Origin of the sequence: Sphingobacterium sp. DR205, assembly GCF_011064245.1 — a bacterium.
In the GTDB taxonomy this organism is placed as follows: domain Bacteria; phylum Bacteroidota; class Bacteroidia; order Sphingobacteriales; family Sphingobacteriaceae; genus Sphingobacterium; species Sphingobacterium athyrii.
Genome location: NZ_CP049333.1, coordinates 5703124 through 5722119, shown reverse-complemented (window position 1 = coordinate 5722119; position 18996 = coordinate 5703124). Strand labels below are relative to the sequence as shown.

At 42.7% G+C, this 18996-nt stretch carries 13 protein-coding genes; 9 read left to right on the top strand and 4 right to left on the bottom strand.

Annotated features, from left to right (window positions below; translation table 11 throughout):
- Positions 1-64: 64 nt before the first annotated feature.
- The 5 genes from G6053_RS24420 (at position 65) to G6053_RS24400 (ending at position 5664) form a co-directional block, all read left to right on the top strand.
- Complete coding sequence (locus G6053_RS24420; protein ID WP_108636447.1) at positions 65-871, top strand: alpha/beta hydrolase; 807 nt, start codon at positions 65-67, stop codon at positions 869-871.
- A 160-nt stretch (positions 872-1031) separates the two neighbouring features.
- Positions 1032-1520, top strand: coding sequence for a hypothetical protein (locus G6053_RS24415; protein WP_165308841.1), 489 nt, complete (start codon positions 1032-1034; stop codon positions 1518-1520).
- 279 nt (positions 1521-1799) lie between these two features.
- Positions 1800-2687 (top strand): DUF3347 domain-containing protein, encoded by an 888-nt coding sequence (locus tag G6053_RS24410; RefSeq protein WP_108636449.1) that lies wholly within the window; start codon positions 1800-1802, stop codon positions 2685-2687.
- 11 nt (positions 2688-2698) lie between these two features.
- Positions 2699-3130 carry a TRASH domain-containing protein gene (locus G6053_RS24405; protein ID WP_108636450.1) on the top strand — a complete coding sequence of 144 codons (432 nt, stop codon included), beginning with the start codon at positions 2699-2701 and terminating at the stop codon, positions 3128-3130.
- A 248-nt stretch (positions 3131-3378) separates the two neighbouring features.
- Complete coding sequence (locus G6053_RS24400; RefSeq protein ID WP_108636451.1) at positions 3379-5664, top strand: multicopper oxidase domain-containing protein; 2286 nt, start codon at positions 3379-3381, stop codon at positions 5662-5664.
- Between the two features lie 322 nt (positions 5665-5986).
- On the opposite strand, the gene G6053_RS24395 is transcribed toward G6053_RS24400, so the two are convergent.
- A complete protein-coding gene (locus G6053_RS24395) occupies positions 5987-6985 on the bottom strand; it encodes a beta-ketoacyl-ACP synthase III (RefSeq protein WP_108636452.1) in 999 nt (332 codons plus the stop codon).
- 307 nt (positions 6986-7292) lie between these two features.
- Complete coding sequence (locus G6053_RS24390; protein ID WP_241254827.1) at positions 7293-8708, bottom strand: PLP-dependent aminotransferase family protein; 1416 nt, start codon at positions 8706-8708, stop codon at positions 7293-7295.
- A 243-nt stretch (positions 8709-8951) separates the two neighbouring features.
- Between G6053_RS24390 and G6053_RS24385 the strand changes: the two genes are divergently transcribed.
- On the top strand, positions 8952-10118 hold the full coding sequence (locus tag G6053_RS24385; RefSeq protein ID WP_108636454.1) for an aspartate aminotransferase family protein: 1167 nt from the start codon (positions 8952-8954) through the stop codon (positions 10116-10118).
- A 205-nt stretch (positions 10119-10323) separates the two neighbouring features.
- Positions 10324-10740, top strand: coding sequence for an NUDIX domain-containing protein (locus tag G6053_RS24380; protein WP_108636455.1), 417 nt, complete (start codon positions 10324-10326; stop codon positions 10738-10740).
- A 23-nt stretch (positions 10741-10763) separates the two neighbouring features.
- Here G6053_RS24380 and G6053_RS24375 read toward each other — a convergent pair whose 3' ends face one another.
- Complete coding sequence (locus G6053_RS24375; RefSeq protein ID WP_108636456.1) at positions 10764-11297, bottom strand: hypothetical protein; 534 nt, start codon at positions 11295-11297, stop codon at positions 10764-10766.
- Between the two features lie 80 nt (positions 11298-11377).
- A complete protein-coding gene (locus G6053_RS24370; protein WP_165308840.1) occupies positions 11378-14548 on the bottom strand; it encodes an AsmA-like C-terminal region-containing protein in 3171 nt (1056 codons plus the stop codon).
- Positions 14549-14728: 180 nt separating this feature from the next.
- Between G6053_RS24370 and G6053_RS24365 the strand changes: the two genes are divergently transcribed.
- Positions 14729-16075 carry a histidine kinase gene (locus tag G6053_RS24365; protein WP_108636458.1) on the top strand — a complete coding sequence of 449 codons (1347 nt, stop codon included), beginning with the start codon at positions 14729-14731 and terminating at the stop codon, positions 16073-16075.
- Positions 16076-16385: 310 nt separating this feature from the next.
- Positions 16386-18989 carry a zinc-dependent metalloprotease gene (locus tag G6053_RS24360; protein ID WP_108636459.1) on the top strand — a complete coding sequence of 868 codons (2604 nt, stop codon included), beginning with the start codon at positions 16386-16388 and terminating at the stop codon, positions 18987-18989.
- The last annotated feature ends 7 nt before the right edge of the window (positions 18990-18996 follow it).

Sequence of the window (18996 nt, the reverse complement as noted above, 5' to 3'; positions counted from 1 at the left end):
AGGAGGGAGGGATCTGAGAGGTTTTTGCTAACTTTATGGATGTGAATCCTTAAACCCATTTAATATGTCTTCAAAATTTCTTGTTGTATTCTTTTTATTCATTTCATCGAATCGAATTTTTGCCCAAAAATACCGTACCATAGAAAATATTAGCTATTGTAAAATTACTGATACCGACGGGTATAAAAAAGAACGTTGCAAGCTCGATCTCTATGTGCCGACCGATCGAAAGAACTTTTCCACGATTGTGTGGTTTCATGGCGGTGGACTGGAAGAAGGGAATAAATTTATTCCTTTGGAACTTAAGGAGAAAGGGGTGGCGGTGGTTGCGGTCAATTATAGGCTGAGCCCCAAAGTGAAAGCCCCGGATTACATTGACGATGCAGCTGAAGCTGTAGCCTGGGCCTTTTCACATATTGCATCTTATGGGGGTGATCCGGCGAAGATTTTTGTTTCGGGGCACTCAGCGGGGGGATATCTGGCGCTAATGGTGGGACTTGATAGTAGTTACCTGCAAAAACGGGGTGTCAGCGCAAATAAAATAAAGGGACTGATACCGATCAGTGGTCAGACGAATACACATTATACGATCAAAAAGGAACGTGGACAGTCAATGGCAATCCCGCAGATGGATCAATATGCGCCGATATCCTTTGCACGCAAGGACGCACCCGCTACTGTATTGATTACCGGTGACCCACAATTGGAACTTCCGGCTAGATATGAAGAAAATGCGCATCTCGCAGCAATACTAAAACAGGTGGGGCATACCAAAACGTCTTTGTATCAATTGCAGGGCTTTGACCACGGTGGCGTATATGCGCCGGGCTGCCTGCTGATGCTTAAATGGATCAAAGAACAGGAGAAATAAATAGGTGGTCATTTCGGAGACCGGAAATGAAATCTTACAAATAAAATAAAAAATAGTACAACAGCGATTTGGAAAAATTTACGACCTTTATTCCGTAATAAAGATATAACCTGACATTTGTAATCGGGTAGCTGTAAAAAAAGATAAATTTTAATCCGTTATGTGGGTAAAAGTCAACATCCTGTTGGTCATCTGTATATTGGGGCTGTTTTTAGCTCCGAGCCCGGTGTTTGCCTGCCATCTGAGTCCTGAAAAAACCAAGCAGGAGGACAAAAAGTCCTGTTGCTCGGAAAAAGAACCATATGTAAATGCGGCCGATAAGGGTGAAGGTATAAAAGATACTGACAAAGGTCAAGATTCACATCACGCGCGGAATAACGGCGACATAAAAGATATCGAAGGAAAAGATTGCTGTAAGGATAAAAGCGAGGGGTCACCAACAACACAAGATCACGGTGATGACTGCACTAAAAATTGCGGTGAAAAGTCCTGCCGAACCTCCACGCAGTATAATCCCATTATTCCTTTTTATGAAACGGATCTGATTTTACTTTTCGATACGGATCATTTAAAACTATACACCCTGTATAAGCAATCTTTTTGTTCGGATGCTTATTTTTCGATCTGGCAACCGCCCAAAATAGCCTAATAATTGACAATAGCCCATGCTATGTCCTTTTGAATCGTTGTCTACATTCAAAGTCTCTTTTAGTTATTCAATGAAAATTTCCATTGGCTGACATCATCCGATGCCAGTCAACAACTAATTGCTTTGAACGGCAGTTTTCATTGGTATTCATTTAATCAAATTTTATTTATCGTGAAATATCCCCATTTGAAAAGTACAAACACAGATCAAATATGCAGGGATTGAAAATGATGTTTAAAAACAATTCAAGCGTAACAAGCTCAAAAATATAATTTAGCTATGAAATCAATTTCACTAATTGGTATGGTAAGCCTGGTATTACTGACCAATATTACAATACATGCACAGATCAAAAATGCGAAAACAGCAACCGTAAAGGTATTTGGAAACACGCCGGCGGCGAAAGCGGCCATTGAGGGGGGAGGTAAGTCTAGAAAGACCGCCCGAGTGGAGTGGGACCGGGAAACAAATATGGCGACCATTACCTATGATGCGTCAAAAACAAATGCAGATGAGATCCTAAAACGTATTGCCCTGGCGGGATTTGATAATGAGAAATTTCTTGCTCCGGATGATGTTTATGCACAGTTGCCTAAAGCAGATCAATACGTCAGAACCTTGAAGCCAAAGGTGGAAAGCCAGCCTATGAAAGTCATTCCAGAGGACGGACAATGGAGCACGCCGGCAGCTGATCATTCAGCCCATCAAGCAGCGGCGGAAACGGATGCGGGCAAAGAAACACAGTTGACAAATCTGCTCAATCAATATTTTGCTTTAAAAGATGCACTGGTCAAAACAGATGCATCAGCGGCAGCAAATAAAGCTGCCTTATTGCAGGAGGCGATCAAAGCCGTGGATATGAACAAGCTTTCTCCCACCGAACATGCCGTATGGATGAAAGTGATGAACAACCTGGCTACTGACGCAGCTGCCATTACTAAGGGCAAAGATGTGACCAAACAACGGGTAGCATTTGCCTCGCTTTCCACGAAGCTCTATGAACTGGCCAAAGTCAGTTCTTTCGGGAATCCTATCTACTATCAACATTGTCCGATGTTTAATGACGGCAAAGGTGCAAACTGGTTGAGTAAGGAAAAAGCGGTTAAAAATCCATTCTACGGATCGCAGATGATCACTTGTGGAAGTACAATTGAAACGCTTAACTAGTAACCGGCCAAATGAAATATTTAGTTGCTATTATAGCGGTGTTTGTCCTCATATTGACGGCATGCACCAATCCACAAAGTAAATCGAAAGCGGCACTTCTGGAGTCCGAAAAGAATACAACAATACAGGTGGCAACTGCTACAAAGCAGTACAAAAAGGGGGATCTTGTGCCTACCGAAGAGGTGTGCATGGTCAACGATGCTTTTATGGCCAAGAAACAACTGCTAGTCAAACATGAGGGCAAGGTATATTATGGCTGCTGTGAAATGTGTAAGGAACGAATTCCTAAAGATGCCGCTGTTCGTGTTGCTATTGATCCCCTGTCCAAGAAAGAGGTAGATAAGGCCAGCGCAGCAATTGCGATAACAGGTGATCAAGGTGAGGTCTCTTACTTTGAGAACGAAGAGAATTATCGGACGTATGTTGAAAATTTAAATCAATAATACTGCTTTTAAAATTTTTGGCGTTCATGGCTGTTATGACTGGATCAGCTTCGGGTTTTTAGGCATAAATACAGTTGTCCGTTTTGTGACGCTGCGGCGGAGTACCCTAAACTGGACAAACTATTTAATAATGATTTTGTTGATAAGTTTGTCCATGACACTATTTATTACCGGACACCATGGCGTGCAACTGGTCTATCAGTATGGTGTGGGACCTAAAAGCAATGGCGTTTTAATCAAGTAATCGTATGAAAGTAAGTAAAAAGAGAAATATTGTATTAACAGTTGTTTTATTCGTAGCGACACAGGCCGCGGTATTTGCCCAAAAGGTGGTACGGCATAACCTTTATGTACGGGATACCATTGTCAATTATGCTGGCAAAGCAAAACGTGCCATTGCCGTAAATGGGCAGATTCCTATGCCCACGTTGACATTTACCGAGGGGGATACCGCTGAAATCGTTGTTCACAATGAGTTAAAAGAGGGTACCTCACTGCACTGGCACGGTATTTTTCTGCCAAATAAAGAGGACGGCGTACCGCATCTGACCCAAGAGCCGATCAAGCCTAATTCGACCTATACTTATCGTTTCCCGATCATCCAGCATGGAACACACTGGTATCATTCCCACTCGGGTTTGCAGGAACAGATTGGTATGTACGGCAGCCTTATTCTGAACAAACGGGCCGATGACAAGACTTTTCGCAAAGGGATAGATGACTTACCTACTATTCCGGTCATCATAAGCGAATGGACAAATTATAATCCGGATAATATTCAACGGATGCTGCATACGGGAAATGATTGGGCAGCTATTAAAAAAGGCGCGACCCAATCTTACGCGGAGGCGATCAAAGAAGGGAAATTTGCAACGAAAATCACCAATGAGTGGAAGCGTCAGCTCGCTATGGATGTCAGCGATGTGTACTACGACAAGATTCTGTTGAATGGTGCCCATTCCACGGATCTAAAGGAAGTGGATGGCAAGGCATTGAAGGCGGGAGATAAGGTGCGTTTACGGATTTCCAATGGGGGTGCTTCATCCTATTTTTGGCTGCGCTATGCCGGTGGAAAAATTACCGTGGTCGCTAATGACGGGAATGATGTGGTACCTGTGGAGGTGGATAGGCTAATGATCGCCGTATCGGAGACCTATGATGTCGTGGTGACGATTCCGAATGCGGGAACAGCCTACGAATTTATGGCGACGACGGAAGATCGGACGCAATCTGCCAGTTATTTTGTCGGTAGCGGCATCAAACAGCTGATCTCGCCGCTTCCCCGCCTCAAATATTTTGAAGGGATGAAGATGATGAATGACATGATGAAGATGGACGGTAATCTCAATGATATGGGTATGAATATGAGTCTGAATCAGATGGATATGAATGTGGTCATGTATTCGGAAATTACCGGAGATGGAAAGAAAAAAGACGATCATGGCAAGCATAGTGGTATGGATCATGGTAAGATGAAGGCGGATGAGGATCCAAACCGTTACAACGCGAATGCACTGGGGGATATCGTCACGCTCAATTATGCGATGCTGGAATCTCCCAGTAATACCGAATTGCCGAAGAGCGCTCCCGTGCGGGACCTCAAGTTTACCCTTACGGGAAATATGAGCCGCTATGTGTGGAGCATGGATAATAAGATTCTTTCGGAAACTGATAAGATCCCGGTTAAAAAAGGGGAGGTGTTACGGATCACTATCTACAACAACTCGATGATGCGCCACCCGATCCACTTGCATGGCTTTGACTTTAGGCTGCTAAATGGCAAGGGCGCAAAGGCGCCGCTGAAAAATGTGGTCGATATCATGCCAATGGAAACGGATACCATTGAGTTTTTGGCAAATGAAGAAGGAGACTGGTTTTTCCATTGCCATATCTTATATCATATGATGGCCGGAATGAACCGGGTTTTTGCCGTGGATGACTATAAAAATCCCTATTTACCCGATAAGGCCAAGGCCTATAAGGAACTGCAACATGAAAGCAATATGACGCATTTCATGGCACAGAATGATTTTGCGACAAATGGAAATGATGGTCAGGCGATGTTCCAGAATGCACGCTGGCAACTGGGATCGGAATGGCGATTGGGTTACAACGATATGCATGGTTATGAGGTGGAAACGCACCTAGGACGGTTTTTTGGAAAAATGCAATGGTTTATGCCTTTTGTAGGTTTTGATTACCGCTACCGCCGAATGGGCGAAGACGAACATGAAAAAAACATCTTCGGTCAGGCCAATAAAAAAGATAGCCGCAAGGCGGTGAGTCTGGGTTTTATGTATACACTGCCGATGCTGGTGAATTTTCAGGCCGAAGTATATCATGACGGTATTGTCCGATTACAAATGATGCGTGAGGATATCCCGATTTCCCGTAGAATACGTGGTGATTTTATGGTCAACTCGGACCTTGAATATATGGCAGGGCTCAATTATGTCATTACAAAAAATATGGCTTTCAGAACGCATTATGACAGCGATATGGGATTTGGTGTAGGACTATCGTTGAATTATTAACGAACAGATTTTATTTTTCTCGGTTACTAGTTAATAAGGGAGCAAGCTGGGATTATCTCCTTCAATAAGATAGGTCTAGAGGTGAAATTATTCGGACTTTATACGCTTTTATCCAAATGAAGGTGTGTATGAAGTCCGGACAAAGTCCCTATTAATATACTTGTTGATATGAATTTGTAGACCTCTTGTTTCTCTGGAAGCTCAACGTTTTTAAGCAGATGTTCTCCATGGCGGACAGCACAAAAGAAAGCGCCAGAAATTAACGATTTCTGGCGCTTTTTATATTGCTCAGGGGCTTTTGACCGACGCTGTTTTGATTGTGTTAGATCATCCACTTAAAGATGCTCGCCCCCCAGGAGAATCCGGCTCCGAAAGCCGTAAGCATCACTAAATCGCCGGTGTTCAGTTTCTTGATATTTTGCCAGATACACAACGGGATCGTCGCGGCAATGGTATTGCCTAAGTATTCGATATTGCTGAGTGCTCTGTCTTCAGGGATATTAAGACTACGGCCGACGGCATCGATGATACGTTGGTTGGCTTGATGTGGAATTAACCAGTTAATATCCTCAATTTGTAAGTTATTACGCTGTAAAACGGTATTACAAGCATCACTCATGGACTGAACAGCATGTTTGAAAACTGTTTTGCCGTCTTGTTTGAGAAAACGGTTGTCGTTTACAGGAAGATTACTGTCAATCGGGTAGAGTGAACCCCCGGCCTCGATTTTCAAAAACTCACGTCCAGCGCCATTGCTACGCAGGTAGGCATCCATGACGCCCCCTTCAAGTGAAGGTTCGAGCCATATAACGCCAGCGCCATCGCCGAAAAGAATATTGGTGGATCGATCTTTTAGATCAACATAGGTACTGATGTTATCGGCGCCAACAACAAGTATATTCTTGTAACGTTGTGTCTCCACGAGTGACGATGCCATATCCAGTGCATAGAGAAAACCTGAACAAGCAGCATTGACATCAAATGCCCATACGTTGGTCAATCCCAATTTTTCGAGAATAATATTTGCCGTAGCTGGCATAGGCATATCTGGTGTTGAAGTTGCGACGATAAGCGCATCGACATCCCGAAGGTCTTTATTGTATTGCTTTGCTAAATCCTGAATGGCTTTGACCGCCATGTCCGATGTGGCCAGATTTTCATCCAATATCCTTCGCTCCTTAATTCCCGTACGTTTGATAATCCATTCATCGGAGGTCTCGCAAAACTGCTCTAAATCGGTATTGGATCTTCTGTTTGGTGGAATATATCCTCCAACCCCAGTTATTGCTGCATACGGCCTGCTCGGTATTCTTTCAGTCATAAAATAATGTACTCTTTTCTCTCTTTTTATACAGCCAGATCTAACAAATTAGACAGGGTGTAATTTTGCGCCGTAAAACTACGGTTAATTTGTACAACTAAAAGCGGAAAAGATAGGTTTTTGACAAAATAATTACGTTTTGTGGCAAAATTAACCGTTTTTAACCTTTGGTCTATACTATTCTTTTAATTGGTCTTGATGAAGCGAAATTATATGTTGTTTGTTTCGTGTTTGTCGAAATATTAATCTTTTTGTTCTTTTCAGAATAAGGAAACGGTCTAGCTGTTTTTGATGCATTGAGAGCATTTTATGTCGAAATTCGGGCGAGCTGGAGAAGATCAGCTAAGATCCGGATTCCATCTTCGATCTGTTCTTCGGAAAGTGAACCATACCCTAGGCGCAAGCCTCCGTAACAATTGTCTTTATGGTAATTATCGGGATGGGGGATATGAACTGATTTTTCTTTCAGCTTTTTGAACAATAATGTCCAGTTTATTTGGTGTCTGAATTCAAGCCAGACAGCTAATCCACCTTGAGGAGCCTGATAACTGATATGCTCCAATAAATGCAGGTCCAGTTGTTTGACCATAAAGTCGCGCTTGTTCTTGTAATAGTTGGTGGCTTTGCGGATGTGTCTTCTGACGGTACCGTCTTGGATAAGTTCCAGAACTGCCTGCTCCATGATATTATCCCCCTGTATATCGACCATATAACGCAGTTGCGCAATAGCCTGCAAGAGCTGTTCATCTTTGCTGACCAGATAACCTATACGAAGTGCCGGGGCGACCACTTTGCTCAATGTCCCGATGTAGATCGAGTTTTGTAGTTCGGTATCAGCAGCAAGCGGGTAACAAGGTGTATGGTCGAAGTGAAATTCGTAGTCATAATCATCCTCGATAAGCGTAAATCCATACCGATTGGACAGTTGAATCAGTTCGGATCTACGTGCCTGACTTAATGTAGCCGTAGTTGGGTACTGCCGATGTGGTGTAAGGTATGCAGCCTTAATATTTTTGTTTTCTTTGAGATGGGGGATCATTTCATCAACAAGAATACCATCCTGGTCGACAGGGATTTCTATGAGCTGTGCGCCAGTATGCTCAAAAATCTTCCAGGCTGAATGATAACCCGGAGATTCAACGAAGATAAAATCGTCCTTTTTCAATAAGCATTGAGCAACAAGGTACATGGCCATTTGGCTGCCACGGCTGATGCATAGGTTGTCCAGCGTAATATTCATATTACGCTCCTGATTGAGCATATCCGCGATCGCCTGCCTGAAATCAATATGTCCTCTCGGATCAGCATACCCCATCATTTTCCATCGGGCACTCCGTTTGAAAATCTGCCGATAGGCACGTCCAAGCTGGTCTATGGGTGCGATTTTACTGTCCGGATTACCATCATCAAAAATAATACGCAGCGGTACTGAGGTTTGGGGTTCAATGATGCTGTGCGCTGTGTATTCAGTTGTGGCAATTAATTGTGGGAGCTGCTGGGCAACGAAAATTCCACGGCGCTGCTCACTCACTACCCAGCCTTCACTCAGAAGCTGCTGGAACGCTTCAACAACGGTGTTGCGGTTTAGTTTTAATTGTGCCGCAAGTGCCCTGCTGCTGGGCAGCGCTGTTCCGCGGGTTAATCTGCCCGACTGTATATCCGCAGCAATACTATCCGCTAGTTGTAAGTAAATCGCCTTTGTGGAGGATCGGTCAATCTCCATTGTCAAATTCCAGGGTCTGAGCATGATCAATTATATCGGGTAATTCACCCAAAGATACAATTGTTCTGCAAGATTGAAACCTTTTACAGTGATCTGGGCGCATTTGTCGTTGATGCATTCGACTTGTGATGAGTAGCTTGCATTTCCTGTCCGGAACTGGACTATTGACTTTAAATTGATCCTGGATCACCTTTAAGGGGAGATTTAATCTGATTTTTGGGGTAAACCAAACTTGATCATTTGATGAAACCATTTTCGGTATTTGAAAAATTGGCCATACAGATTGACCGTGCTGCTGGCTGCTTTGTGTACGACCAGTCAGGACAGGCGTACTTGGACATGTATGGTGGACATGCTGTTATTGCTGTGGGGCATACCCATCCGCATATTGTAGAAAGCACCTTGCGACAGCTCAATAAGATCGGTTTCTACTCGAATACGATATACAATGATCTGCAAAATAAACTGGCAGATCAATTGGGACTGATCAGTGGGTATGTAGACTATGGGGTGTTTTTCTCTAATTCCGGTGCAGAGGCCAATGAAAATGCTTTGAAGCTATCTTCTTTTGTTACAGGACGAAAAAAGGTCTTATCCCTATCCAATGCTTTTCACGGACGCACTTCGGGAGCTGTATCAGCTACCGATATAATTAACATCCGAGCTGCGGTAAACGATAATCGTCATTATTTTTTTTCACCTTTCAATGACCCGTCCAGTTTGAGAAAACAGCTGGAAACAGAGGAATACTGCGCCCTGATTATAGAACCGATTCAGGGAGTCGGCGGAATCCATGTTGCTTCGGCAGCGTTTTTACAAGAAATCAGGCAGATCTGTACAGCAACGGGAACGATGCTTATTCTCGATGAGATCCAGTCGGGATATGGGCGTACAGGGAAATTTTTCGCACATCAGCATGCCGGAATAAAAGGGGATCTGATTACTGTGGCGAAAGGAATTGCCAATGGTCTCCCGATGGCCGCGACACTAATCTCTCCTGACATCACACCTGTAATGGGGCAACTGGGAACAACCTTTGGGGGCAATCATCTGGCCTGCGCGGCAGCAATTGCTGTATTGGAAGTCATCCGGGATGAAAAGCTGATGGACAATGCGGCAAAGATTGGTACATTTTTAATGGAAGAATTACAGGGCATGACGGGCATTGCCGAGGTGCGGGGAAGGGGATTAATGATCGGTGTGGAGTTTGACACAGATATACGGCAGCTGCGCCATGAACTGCTGTTTGGCGAGAAAATCTTCACGGGATATGCCGGTGCTTATACTTTACGGCTTTTACCGCCGCTGTGTTTTACAAAGGAACATGCGCAGATTTTTCTTAGGAGCTTGAAAACATTGCTTCTGAAAAATGATCACTATTCCCAAAATCGTTCGTATCAGATGCAGTAATTAAACTTATCACAAGCAGTAATGAATTGGAGAATTGTGCTTCGCCGTTCTCTGCGCAATTTTATTGATAAATCAGGGGGGCAGCATAGCTTGCCTCGATGAGGGGATAGCGTTGTACTTGGATAAATGCCGTTAAAAAAGTAACTTCACGACAGGATACTTTAATACAAAACGATACTTTAAATTAGAATATACAAGGAAACAAATGTCTACAATTGCACAAGGTTTGCCAACAGCTGGATTAATTAGTATAGCGGATCATAAAATATTACTTGCTTATAGCAACAATAAAAAAGCCTGGTATCTCCCCGGTGGAAAAATTGATGCGGGGGAAGATTCCCTGCAATCCCTTCGTCGGGAGATTTCAGAGGAATTGAACATCGACCTTGATCCCCAAAAGATTTCATACTACTGTCACATCACGGCTCCTGCGTATGGTATGGTACCCGAAGTGATCATGGAACAGGACTGTTTTCTATATCCGCTCACCGAAACGATACAACCTAGCAATGAAATAGGAGAAGTGAAGTACTTCTCCCATGAAGATTATTTACGTGAACCTATTCAGGTCATCGGTGTATTGCATGTCTTTGACAAATTGAAAGCAGATGGCCTAATCTAGGCTAAATGCCTCGGGCAATCCTATTAGATACCATAGCCTTCATTGGCACAATTGATTGTTTTGGTATTCTGTATCGGACTAATTTTTCCGGTCTTGGTATTCAGTCGCCAGGCTTTGACAATCTGATCAAAGTATTCTTTGTTTTCCTCCACAACGCTAATGGCAACAATTTCACTGTCCACTTTGTTGCCTAATCTACAATTACAGAGACTAAGTTGTTCGTTGGATTTCAGTTTAGGGATATTGATCGTGTCCAATATTTTATACTTTACCTGCCCCTTTCCATTCTCCTTGTCGTCAAGCAATTCGTTTAAAATACAGATGCCGTTTTTATCGTTGGTATAATATCCAGCAGCAAAGCGATAGTCTCCACTGGCACTTTTGCCCGCATCTATTACTGCTCCTGAGGCATGGCCATAACTGCCCAATCCGGGGATTTCATTTATTTCCCGAAATATTTTTCCATACAATGGGTTTTTTTGATCTTGAATGGCGCTAAAACTTGACCAGCTACAGATGGCCAATACCGCAAATAATACGCTTGTTAGATATCGCATAGTTTCAATGGATTTAAATGCAGTAATAAAGATAATAAATCCCACTATATTCTTAAATAATGGGATCTATATTTTACTATCTATTTTTCCGTCGTGGTATTTTCTTTTTGGGATTCTTTATAGATTTTGCTGTCCTCATCGTCCATGTCCATATCGAGATCTTCCTCTTTGTATTTTCCCATTTTAAGCTGAAAATTATCCGCCGTACCAGTGATGCGCATTGGTATTCCGAAGATTCCGAATGGGGGCAGCCCCAGTCTGAACCCGAGATTCATCCGTCCATCTAGTGTCACCTGACCTTCAAACCGTGGTCTGAATCCCATCATCTTCATTTTGGTGCGTTCGATGGTCATGACATTGTTTTTGATATGGGATCTGATCACGACTTTTTTAACTTCGCCGTCTTTCAATTTTTCTTTTGAGGTAGATTCGCTGATGCCATTCAGTAACTTGAAACCTCTGAATTTGATCTGGTTTAGCGTCAAGGTACCTTCACCGACAATGGAAGGCATTACCGGTTGCATATTTCCGTTTAATAAACCACCTAACTTATAATCCAAGGAGACAAGGCCATGTGCATTTTTTGCCGCGGTAACCATCTCTCTGAACATTGGAATTTCTTTATAAGCACGTTGGATATCAAAACTATCGGCTTTTACGGCATAGTCGAATGCTGCCCGGCGGGGATTTAATGGGTTATAGTTTCCTTGCATAGCCGCTTTTAATCCTGCCAGTTCAAAAGTGGTCCTGTTGAGTGCCAACTTACCTTCTTTGAAATGTAGATCGCCCTTAAAATCTTTGATGTTCATGTTGTTGTAAAAAACATTGTTGACTAGGCCGAGTACCTGGACGTCCAGATTTTTGGGCAAAAGAACCACACCTGTCTCCGCAGAAGAGGATGTTGCCGATGGATTGTCCGCGAAAACCATGAAGTCATCGACAGTGATCTTTTTGCTGTTGAGTGTGAACTGCCCCTGTAAGGATGCATTGCTATTCGTCAGGTAGTTAATGATATTATTCATGTAACCTTTTATGGAAATAGCATTTTTACCGTAATTGACCAGGAATCTATCAAAGTTCATTTTCTCCTGATGAAAACTAAAGTCACCGCTCTTGATCGCTATGGGCTGAGGGAGTAGATCTGTCTGTACCTGGATCTGGCCGATATTGATGCGTCCACTATTGTGGAGTCTGGCATAGCGACCACTGCTTGCATCGCTCTGGAGTCCCTTGAGACTGAAATCTGTGTGGATAAATCCATCGACATTGGTTCCGTCCAGGGCAAAAAACTTATAGATGGGACCAAGGTTGAGTTTTCCTTTGGATTTAATATCATACTTGATATTATTGAAATTGCGTAAATCAGCATTTAGGAAAAATGGTTCACCCGCAAATGTGAATGATACAGGTAGTATCTTGACATTCAGATCACGTAAAGATCCTTTCTCACTATTGACAAAGGCTTCCACATGTATGTTTTCCATGGGAATAGGATACTCCTTGGATTTGATAAACCCATCTTTCATCACAATGGAGGTATTGGTCTCCGGAAAAATATTCCGTTTCAGATCAACGTAACCTTTTGCATTGAGGTTGACATCAATCAGACCCGCCAGTTCGATATCCTTGATCGGATAGAAGCTTTTGATGTCCGCCAGATTGAACAAGGCTTTGAGATCAGACTGCACTGCAATTTTATTGAAATCCGTTATTGAAATATAGCCTTTGATATAATTACTGAGTGCCTGAATCGAAATATCATGTATGGAGATAGAAGCACTTTTCATTTTTCCATCCGGATCTTTCGCTTCTAAGCGATACGCGATTTTTTCAAGTCCTTTAGGGAGATCGGCCAATTTGAAATGTCCATCTGTGAGGGTATTTTTAATGTCAAATGTCGGTATGGAAACAATGTACTCCTGTTCGCGCTTTTGAAGACCGACTTTGCGTATGGCTTTGGCATAGGTTCCATGGATCTTTGCGTCGAGATTCCAGCGACCTCCGAAGGAGAATCCCGGGAATTGCAAAGAGGAATGGAGGATGCCCAGATCCAGGTCACTTTGCATATCTGCGTGCACTGTAACTGGATGTAGTCCGGCGATCTGACCTTTTGCATTGAAATAACCGGAAGCGACTTTAAAATCAAATTGATGAAGATCTACCTTGAGGGAATCGAGATTCAATGCGGGGAGATCTATCCTTAATTTTGCATTCCAGTCTGTTAGTGGATTCCCGGACTGTTTATACGCAAGATAACCGTTGTTGATGGTCAGGCCCAGAGAAAGATCGGGCATTTCGTTCTTGTCCACAATATAATCCCCTATCAAGTTGACAAATACCTCAGAAGTACCCTTGACTGATAGATCTTTTATCCAAGAAACATAACTATTGGGAACAAGTGACAGCAATTCGCTCAGTGTGCTCTCCTGAGATTTTAACTTGAAATCCAGGTGATAACCGTGTGAGATAAAGGACAATAATCCCCGAAATCTTACTGGTAGCTGGTTAATCTTGATATCATTTCGTTCAAATACAAAGGATAGATTGTCGGTGTTGATACGGGTTAATAAGGTGGCGTCAATGGATTTTTTATCGACATAGAGTTCATTGTTGAAGGAAAAGGAAAAAGCGGCGATCTTGGCTTTTGTATTCAGGTCAAAGATATTCGACATCAGATCACCTTTGCCTTCGTAGTCCAGATCTTTGGCTTCAATCCATAATGGAATAGATTGATCTTCGTAATGTAGATTAGTCTTTTCAAATTTGATCAGCTGAAAGGCAAGTGCGCTGCTTTCGGAATCGTCTTTTGTTTTGGAGGAATCCGTAGGTGCGGATTTATAAATGTTGTAATTCGCATTGCCCAGCGTATCTACTAAAATATTGATTCTTCCGTTGTTAACGATAAACTTGTCAATGATAATTTTAGACTTAAGTAAGCTCATGAGGTCAACCCCAAAACTTACTTGTTTGGCGGCAAGCAAGGTGTCTTTTTTAAATGGTTCGGCACCTTTTAACAACACGTCATCCATGGATGCTGTCAACAGCGGAAATTGGTCAAAGAAAGTCAATCTGACTTTTGTATAGTTGAGTTCCCCATTGATATGTGCATTCGCCAAAGATTTGACTTTGTCGTTTACTTCCTTTTCGAAGATATAGGGAATAGATAATATACAAAGAATGAATAGTGTTATTAAACTTGCTAGACCGATAGAGATTCGTTTGGCAAGTTTTAGAAATGTTGCTTTTGACACAGTGTTGTTTTTTTGTGGCTACAAAAGTCCGAAATTTATTGTTAAAGTTCGCTTATTGATAGATTTATTTTTGGCTTTTTACGTAAAATATGTCGTGATTCAATGACAAACGGATTGGCAAAAGTCCTTTCTTATCAGCTGGTTTTGTAATGCTCGGGATTTTTCCCGTATTTTTGCGGTGTGAATTTTCGATTTAAAAATGCGGAACAGAAAAGTGGTACCATCCTCATTTTCTGTTTGCTTTTGTTGCTGTTGATAGGTGGGGGACTGCTCGGTATTATCCATCATAAAATAGATCGACTGAATAAAAGGGTGCTGATAGACTTTGCCGATGAAAATATGTTGCTGCTGAATAAGCAGCTGGAACTGTTACAACAAGAACTGCTCACGTCTGAGAAAAGATTGGTGGATACGCCGTCAACCCAGATTCGTCGCGATTCCCTGTTTATTCTCATTCCTGCAAGCCCGTCGAACCGTGTGGACAATAGGCTATGGATACTGCTCAAAACGCGCACGATACAGCATCGCTTATACCATCTCTATATCGATATTGAAAAATTAAATGCTTATTTCGCCAATCGCTATTTTGGAAGAAGGGCTTATTTTGAAATATATAGTGATAAAGGGATCTGTATTGTTTCACCCGAAAACCGAAAATGGGGGCGTCCGAAAGATAGTGATGTTATCACACAAGGAAAAATCGTTAAGTCGGATTACTTAAAGCTGGATGTGATGCTTACTTCCTACCCCTGTTCGATTATTTTTGTAGGGGGTGAAATTCGGGTAAGTACTTTGCTGTTGACGATTGAGGAGGAAGTTCAGGGGGTGATGACCTATAGTATTTTACTTGGCGTAGGTCTGATGCTTGTAGCGATAGCACTTATCTATTTTAATGTGCTGGAACGTCGCAAGACTCAGCAGCTCAAATTAATAGCCCTGCAACAGGAAAATGAATATACGCAGATGCGGCTGGTTCAATTGCGGCAGCAGATCAATCCTCATTTTTTGTTTAATACCTTTGGTTCACTCCAGTATCTGATCGGTAAGGATAATGATCTGGCCAAGTCATTCGTCGGTAAAATGACGAAGGTCTATCGTAAAATGTTGCGCACCGATGACTCGGAATGGTCTTCGGTACAGGAGGAACTGGAACTGGCCAAAGCCTATTTCTTTTTGCAACAGGTACGTTTTGGAAAGGCTTTGAAAGATATGGAGATTTCCATTCCAATGGATATGATGGGGGCGAAGCTACCGCGGTTGACCTTACAGATGCTGGTGGAAAATGCCATTAAACATACAAGGATTTCGACGGAAAATCCACTTCAGATCCATATTGTTTATCTATCGGAGGCCAATATCATCAAAGTAAGCAATAACTGGCAGCCGCGGCAAGGGACTGAAACGGAAGGTGAGGGGTATGGGCTTAATTACTTGGCGTCTATGTATTCCCATTATACATTGGATGGCTTTGGTTATGGAACAGAAAAGGGCTGTTTTTTTGTCAATTTACCCCTGTTGGATCATTAAAATAGTACAGAAATAGGTCAGCTATATACGTGTTCATAGTTTTGGCACCCGTGTTCATACGTTTGAAACACGTGCTCGTCTCTTTTGAAGTGATTCTGTACAATATTTTTAACAAATTTGGCTCCTGATCTAGGAATTTAATTGCAAGATTAACCTAATCTTATTCGGATGAAATGATCTTCAGCTCAATAGCGCTTGATAAGAGACCTATCATGCGTAGCTGATGGTTTCAATGCCATTGAAAAACAAACCGGGTGTAACAAATGCATGTATGCTATTGAAAAACAGCACTCAGAAATAATTATTCTAAATGAACAACACTTATACCAAGCTAGCCCTAAGCCTCTTATTTTCGGCAGGCCTCATGCAATCTTGTTCTGTATTGCAAACTGTAGGTTTACGAAAAAAAGAGACTGTTACCTCTGCGAAAGATTCTACAGCCAAGAAAGATACGACGATTGCCTATGACAAATTGTTTAAAGACGCGCGTGTGGATAGCGGCATGTTTGCTGTGATCCGAAAAGAAAATAATTATTACTTTGAAATTCCATTGAAAAAAATGGGCCAGGACATTCTCCTGATCCAAAAATTGTCTTCCGTTCCCTTGGCGCTGAACGAGGCTGGTGTAAATAAGGGAATGAATTATGAAAATAAGGTCATTCGGTTTACCCTGCGCAAAGAGAAGAAAGAGGTATGGGTGTCCGAGATTAAACCGCAGGTAGAAGTGCCTAAAGACGATGCGATAGCCGCGTCGGTCTACGATAATTATCGCCCTTCTTACATTGAATCGTTCAAGGTGGAAAGTTATTCGAAAGACTCAAGTGCTGTGGTGATCAAAGTCAATAAAGTGTTTGATGGATCAGAAAAGAGCTTTACGGATGTTTTTACCGCTTTGGGCTTAGGTACCTCACCCAAAACGAGCATCTCAACGATCGAGGAAATTAAATCGTATCCCAATAATATTGTTGTCAAGTCGGTATTGTCGACAAAGGTAACTGAAGGAAATGAATCGGTGCCCGTTTCACTGGAAGTCACAAGTAACCTTTATGAACTGCCTGAAACCCCGATGGTGGCACGTTTTGCAGATCCACGTATTGGCTTCTTTACATCGCCGCGCTGGTATTTTAACGATAAACAACAGGAATTGGATAAAAAAAATCTGGTGAATCGCTGGCGTCTTGAGCCGAAAGATGAGGACAAAGCACGTTATCTAAAAGGTGAACTGGTAGAGCCGAAAAAGCCTATTGTTTTTTATTTGGATCCGGCAACGCCAAAGCAATGGCGACAGGCTATCATCGACGGGGTTCATGACTGGCAGGAGGCATTTGAGGCGGCTGGTTTTAAGAATGCGATTTTGGCCAAACAGCAACCTGACAGCGTCAAGTTTGATCCAGATGACGCCAATGTATCTTCTATTGTATATGCGGCATCAGCTCAGGCCAATGCGATGGGGCCATCTGTAGTGGATCCGCGTTCAGGTGAAATCCTGGAAGCTGATGTGATCTGGTGGCATAATGTGATGACGATCCTAAATAGCTGGATGCGGATCCAAACAGGTATCGTGGATACTTCGGTGCGCTCGAATGTGTTCTCGGATGAAAAAATGGCCCATGCCATCCGTTTTGTTTCTTCACATGAGATCGGACATACCTTGGGACTGATGCACAATATGGGGTCGTCGGCAAGTTTTCCAGTAGATTCGCTCCGTAGTAAAAGTTTTACGGCAAAAATGGGCGGTACGGCACCATCGATCATGGATTATGCGCGTTTCAACTACGTCGCACAACCTGAAGATGGTGTTGAACAGATTACACCCGTGATCGGAGCCTATGACAAATATGCTATTGGATGGGCTTACCGCTGGTACGGCAAAACACAGCCTTGGGATGAAATACCTTTGCTGCGGAAAGATATTGATGCCCATGTACATGACCCGATATATCATTACGGTGAACAACAAGATTCCAAAAATATTGTGGACCCAAGGGCACAGTCCGAGGATCTGGGTGACGATGCGATGAAAGCCGGTGAATATGGGATGAAAAATTTGCGTCGCATGATGCCGAACATCATTCACTGGACCACGAATACGGGAGATGACTATTATCGTGCAGGTAAATTATACATGGGCGTGGTTGGTCAATGGTATGCTTACGCTGACCATGTGCTCAATAATATTGGTGGTATTTATCTTGAAAATGCTGTTTTGGGCGACCAAAAAAATGCCTACAGCCCAGTACCCAAAGAGAAACAGGTAGCTGCGCTGGAATATTTAAAGAAAAATGTGTTTTACATGCCGGAGTGGTTATTTGTTCCGGAACTGATGGCGAAAACTTTTCCTTTGCGGGACTCGCCAATGGGACCGTTTGAATATGCACCTTATAATCTACAGCGCGAATTTCAATATGCCATGCTCTACAAATTGGTCAACGATGAGCGTCTATTGCGTATGGTCGAAATGGAGAACCTCTTTGGCGACAAGAAGGCATGGAGTGCACCTGCATTTTTGGCATCGGTACGCAAAGAGATTTTTGCAAAAACGCTCAGTGGACAGGCGTTGGATCTTAAAACACGCATGTTGCAACAGAATTACGTGGATGTACTGATGGTTTCTACGAATAAGTCCATGGAGAAATTAAATGCCAAGAAATTAGCAGGTATCGAACAATTGATCGAAGGAACTCAGCCTAATCTGTGTTTACATCAACATCATGCAGCTTCTGCGCAGACAGGTTTACGTAATGTACATGTAACGGGAATGATCCGTACATCGGATATGCTGACGTATAAACGTGCTGAATTGTATGAGATATACCAATTGTTGAAACAGAAACAACGGACTGGAGACGCCACAACAAAAGCACATTATATGGATCTGCAATTGCGTATTGCAAATACCCTAGAATTGAACTAATATATTA

Excerpts from the sequence above, each read along its gene's own strand:
- G6053_RS24405 (WP_108636450.1), top strand. The coding sequence starts at position 2,699 with ATGAAATATTTAGTTGCTATTATAGCGGTGTTTGTCCTCATATTGACG.
- G6053_RS24375 (WP_108636456.1), bottom strand. The coding sequence starts at position 11,297 with ATGCGATATCTAACAAGCGTATTATTTGCGGTATTGGCCATCTGTAGC.
- G6053_RS24410 (WP_108636449.1), top strand. The coding sequence starts at position 1,800 with ATGAAATCAATTTCACTAATTGGTATGGTAAGCCTGGTATTACTGACC.
- G6053_RS24385 (WP_108636454.1), top strand. The coding sequence starts at position 8,952 with ATGAAACCATTTTCGGTATTTGAAAAATTGGCCATACAGATTGACCGT.
- G6053_RS24400 (WP_108636451.1), top strand. The coding sequence starts at position 3,379 with ATGAAAGTAAGTAAAAAGAGAAATATTGTATTAACAGTTGTTTTATTC.
- G6053_RS24395 (WP_108636452.1), bottom strand. The coding sequence starts at position 6,985 with ATGACTGAAAGAATACCGAGCAGGCCGTATGCAGCAATAACTGGGGTT.
- G6053_RS24420 (WP_108636447.1), top strand. The coding sequence starts at position 65 with ATGTCTTCAAAATTTCTTGTTGTATTCTTTTTATTCATTTCATCGAAT.
- G6053_RS24380 (WP_108636455.1), top strand. The coding sequence starts at position 10,324 with ATGTCTACAATTGCACAAGGTTTGCCAACAGCTGGATTAATTAGTATA.
- G6053_RS24360 (WP_108636459.1), top strand. The coding sequence starts at position 16,386 with ATGAACAACACTTATACCAAGCTAGCCCTAAGCCTCTTATTTTCGGCA.
- G6053_RS24390 (WP_241254827.1), bottom strand. The coding sequence starts at position 8,708 with ATGGAGATTGACCGATCCTCCACAAAGGCGATTTACTTACAACTAGCG.
- G6053_RS24415 (WP_165308841.1), top strand. The coding sequence starts at position 1,032 with ATGTGGGTAAAAGTCAACATCCTGTTGGTCATCTGTATATTGGGGCTG.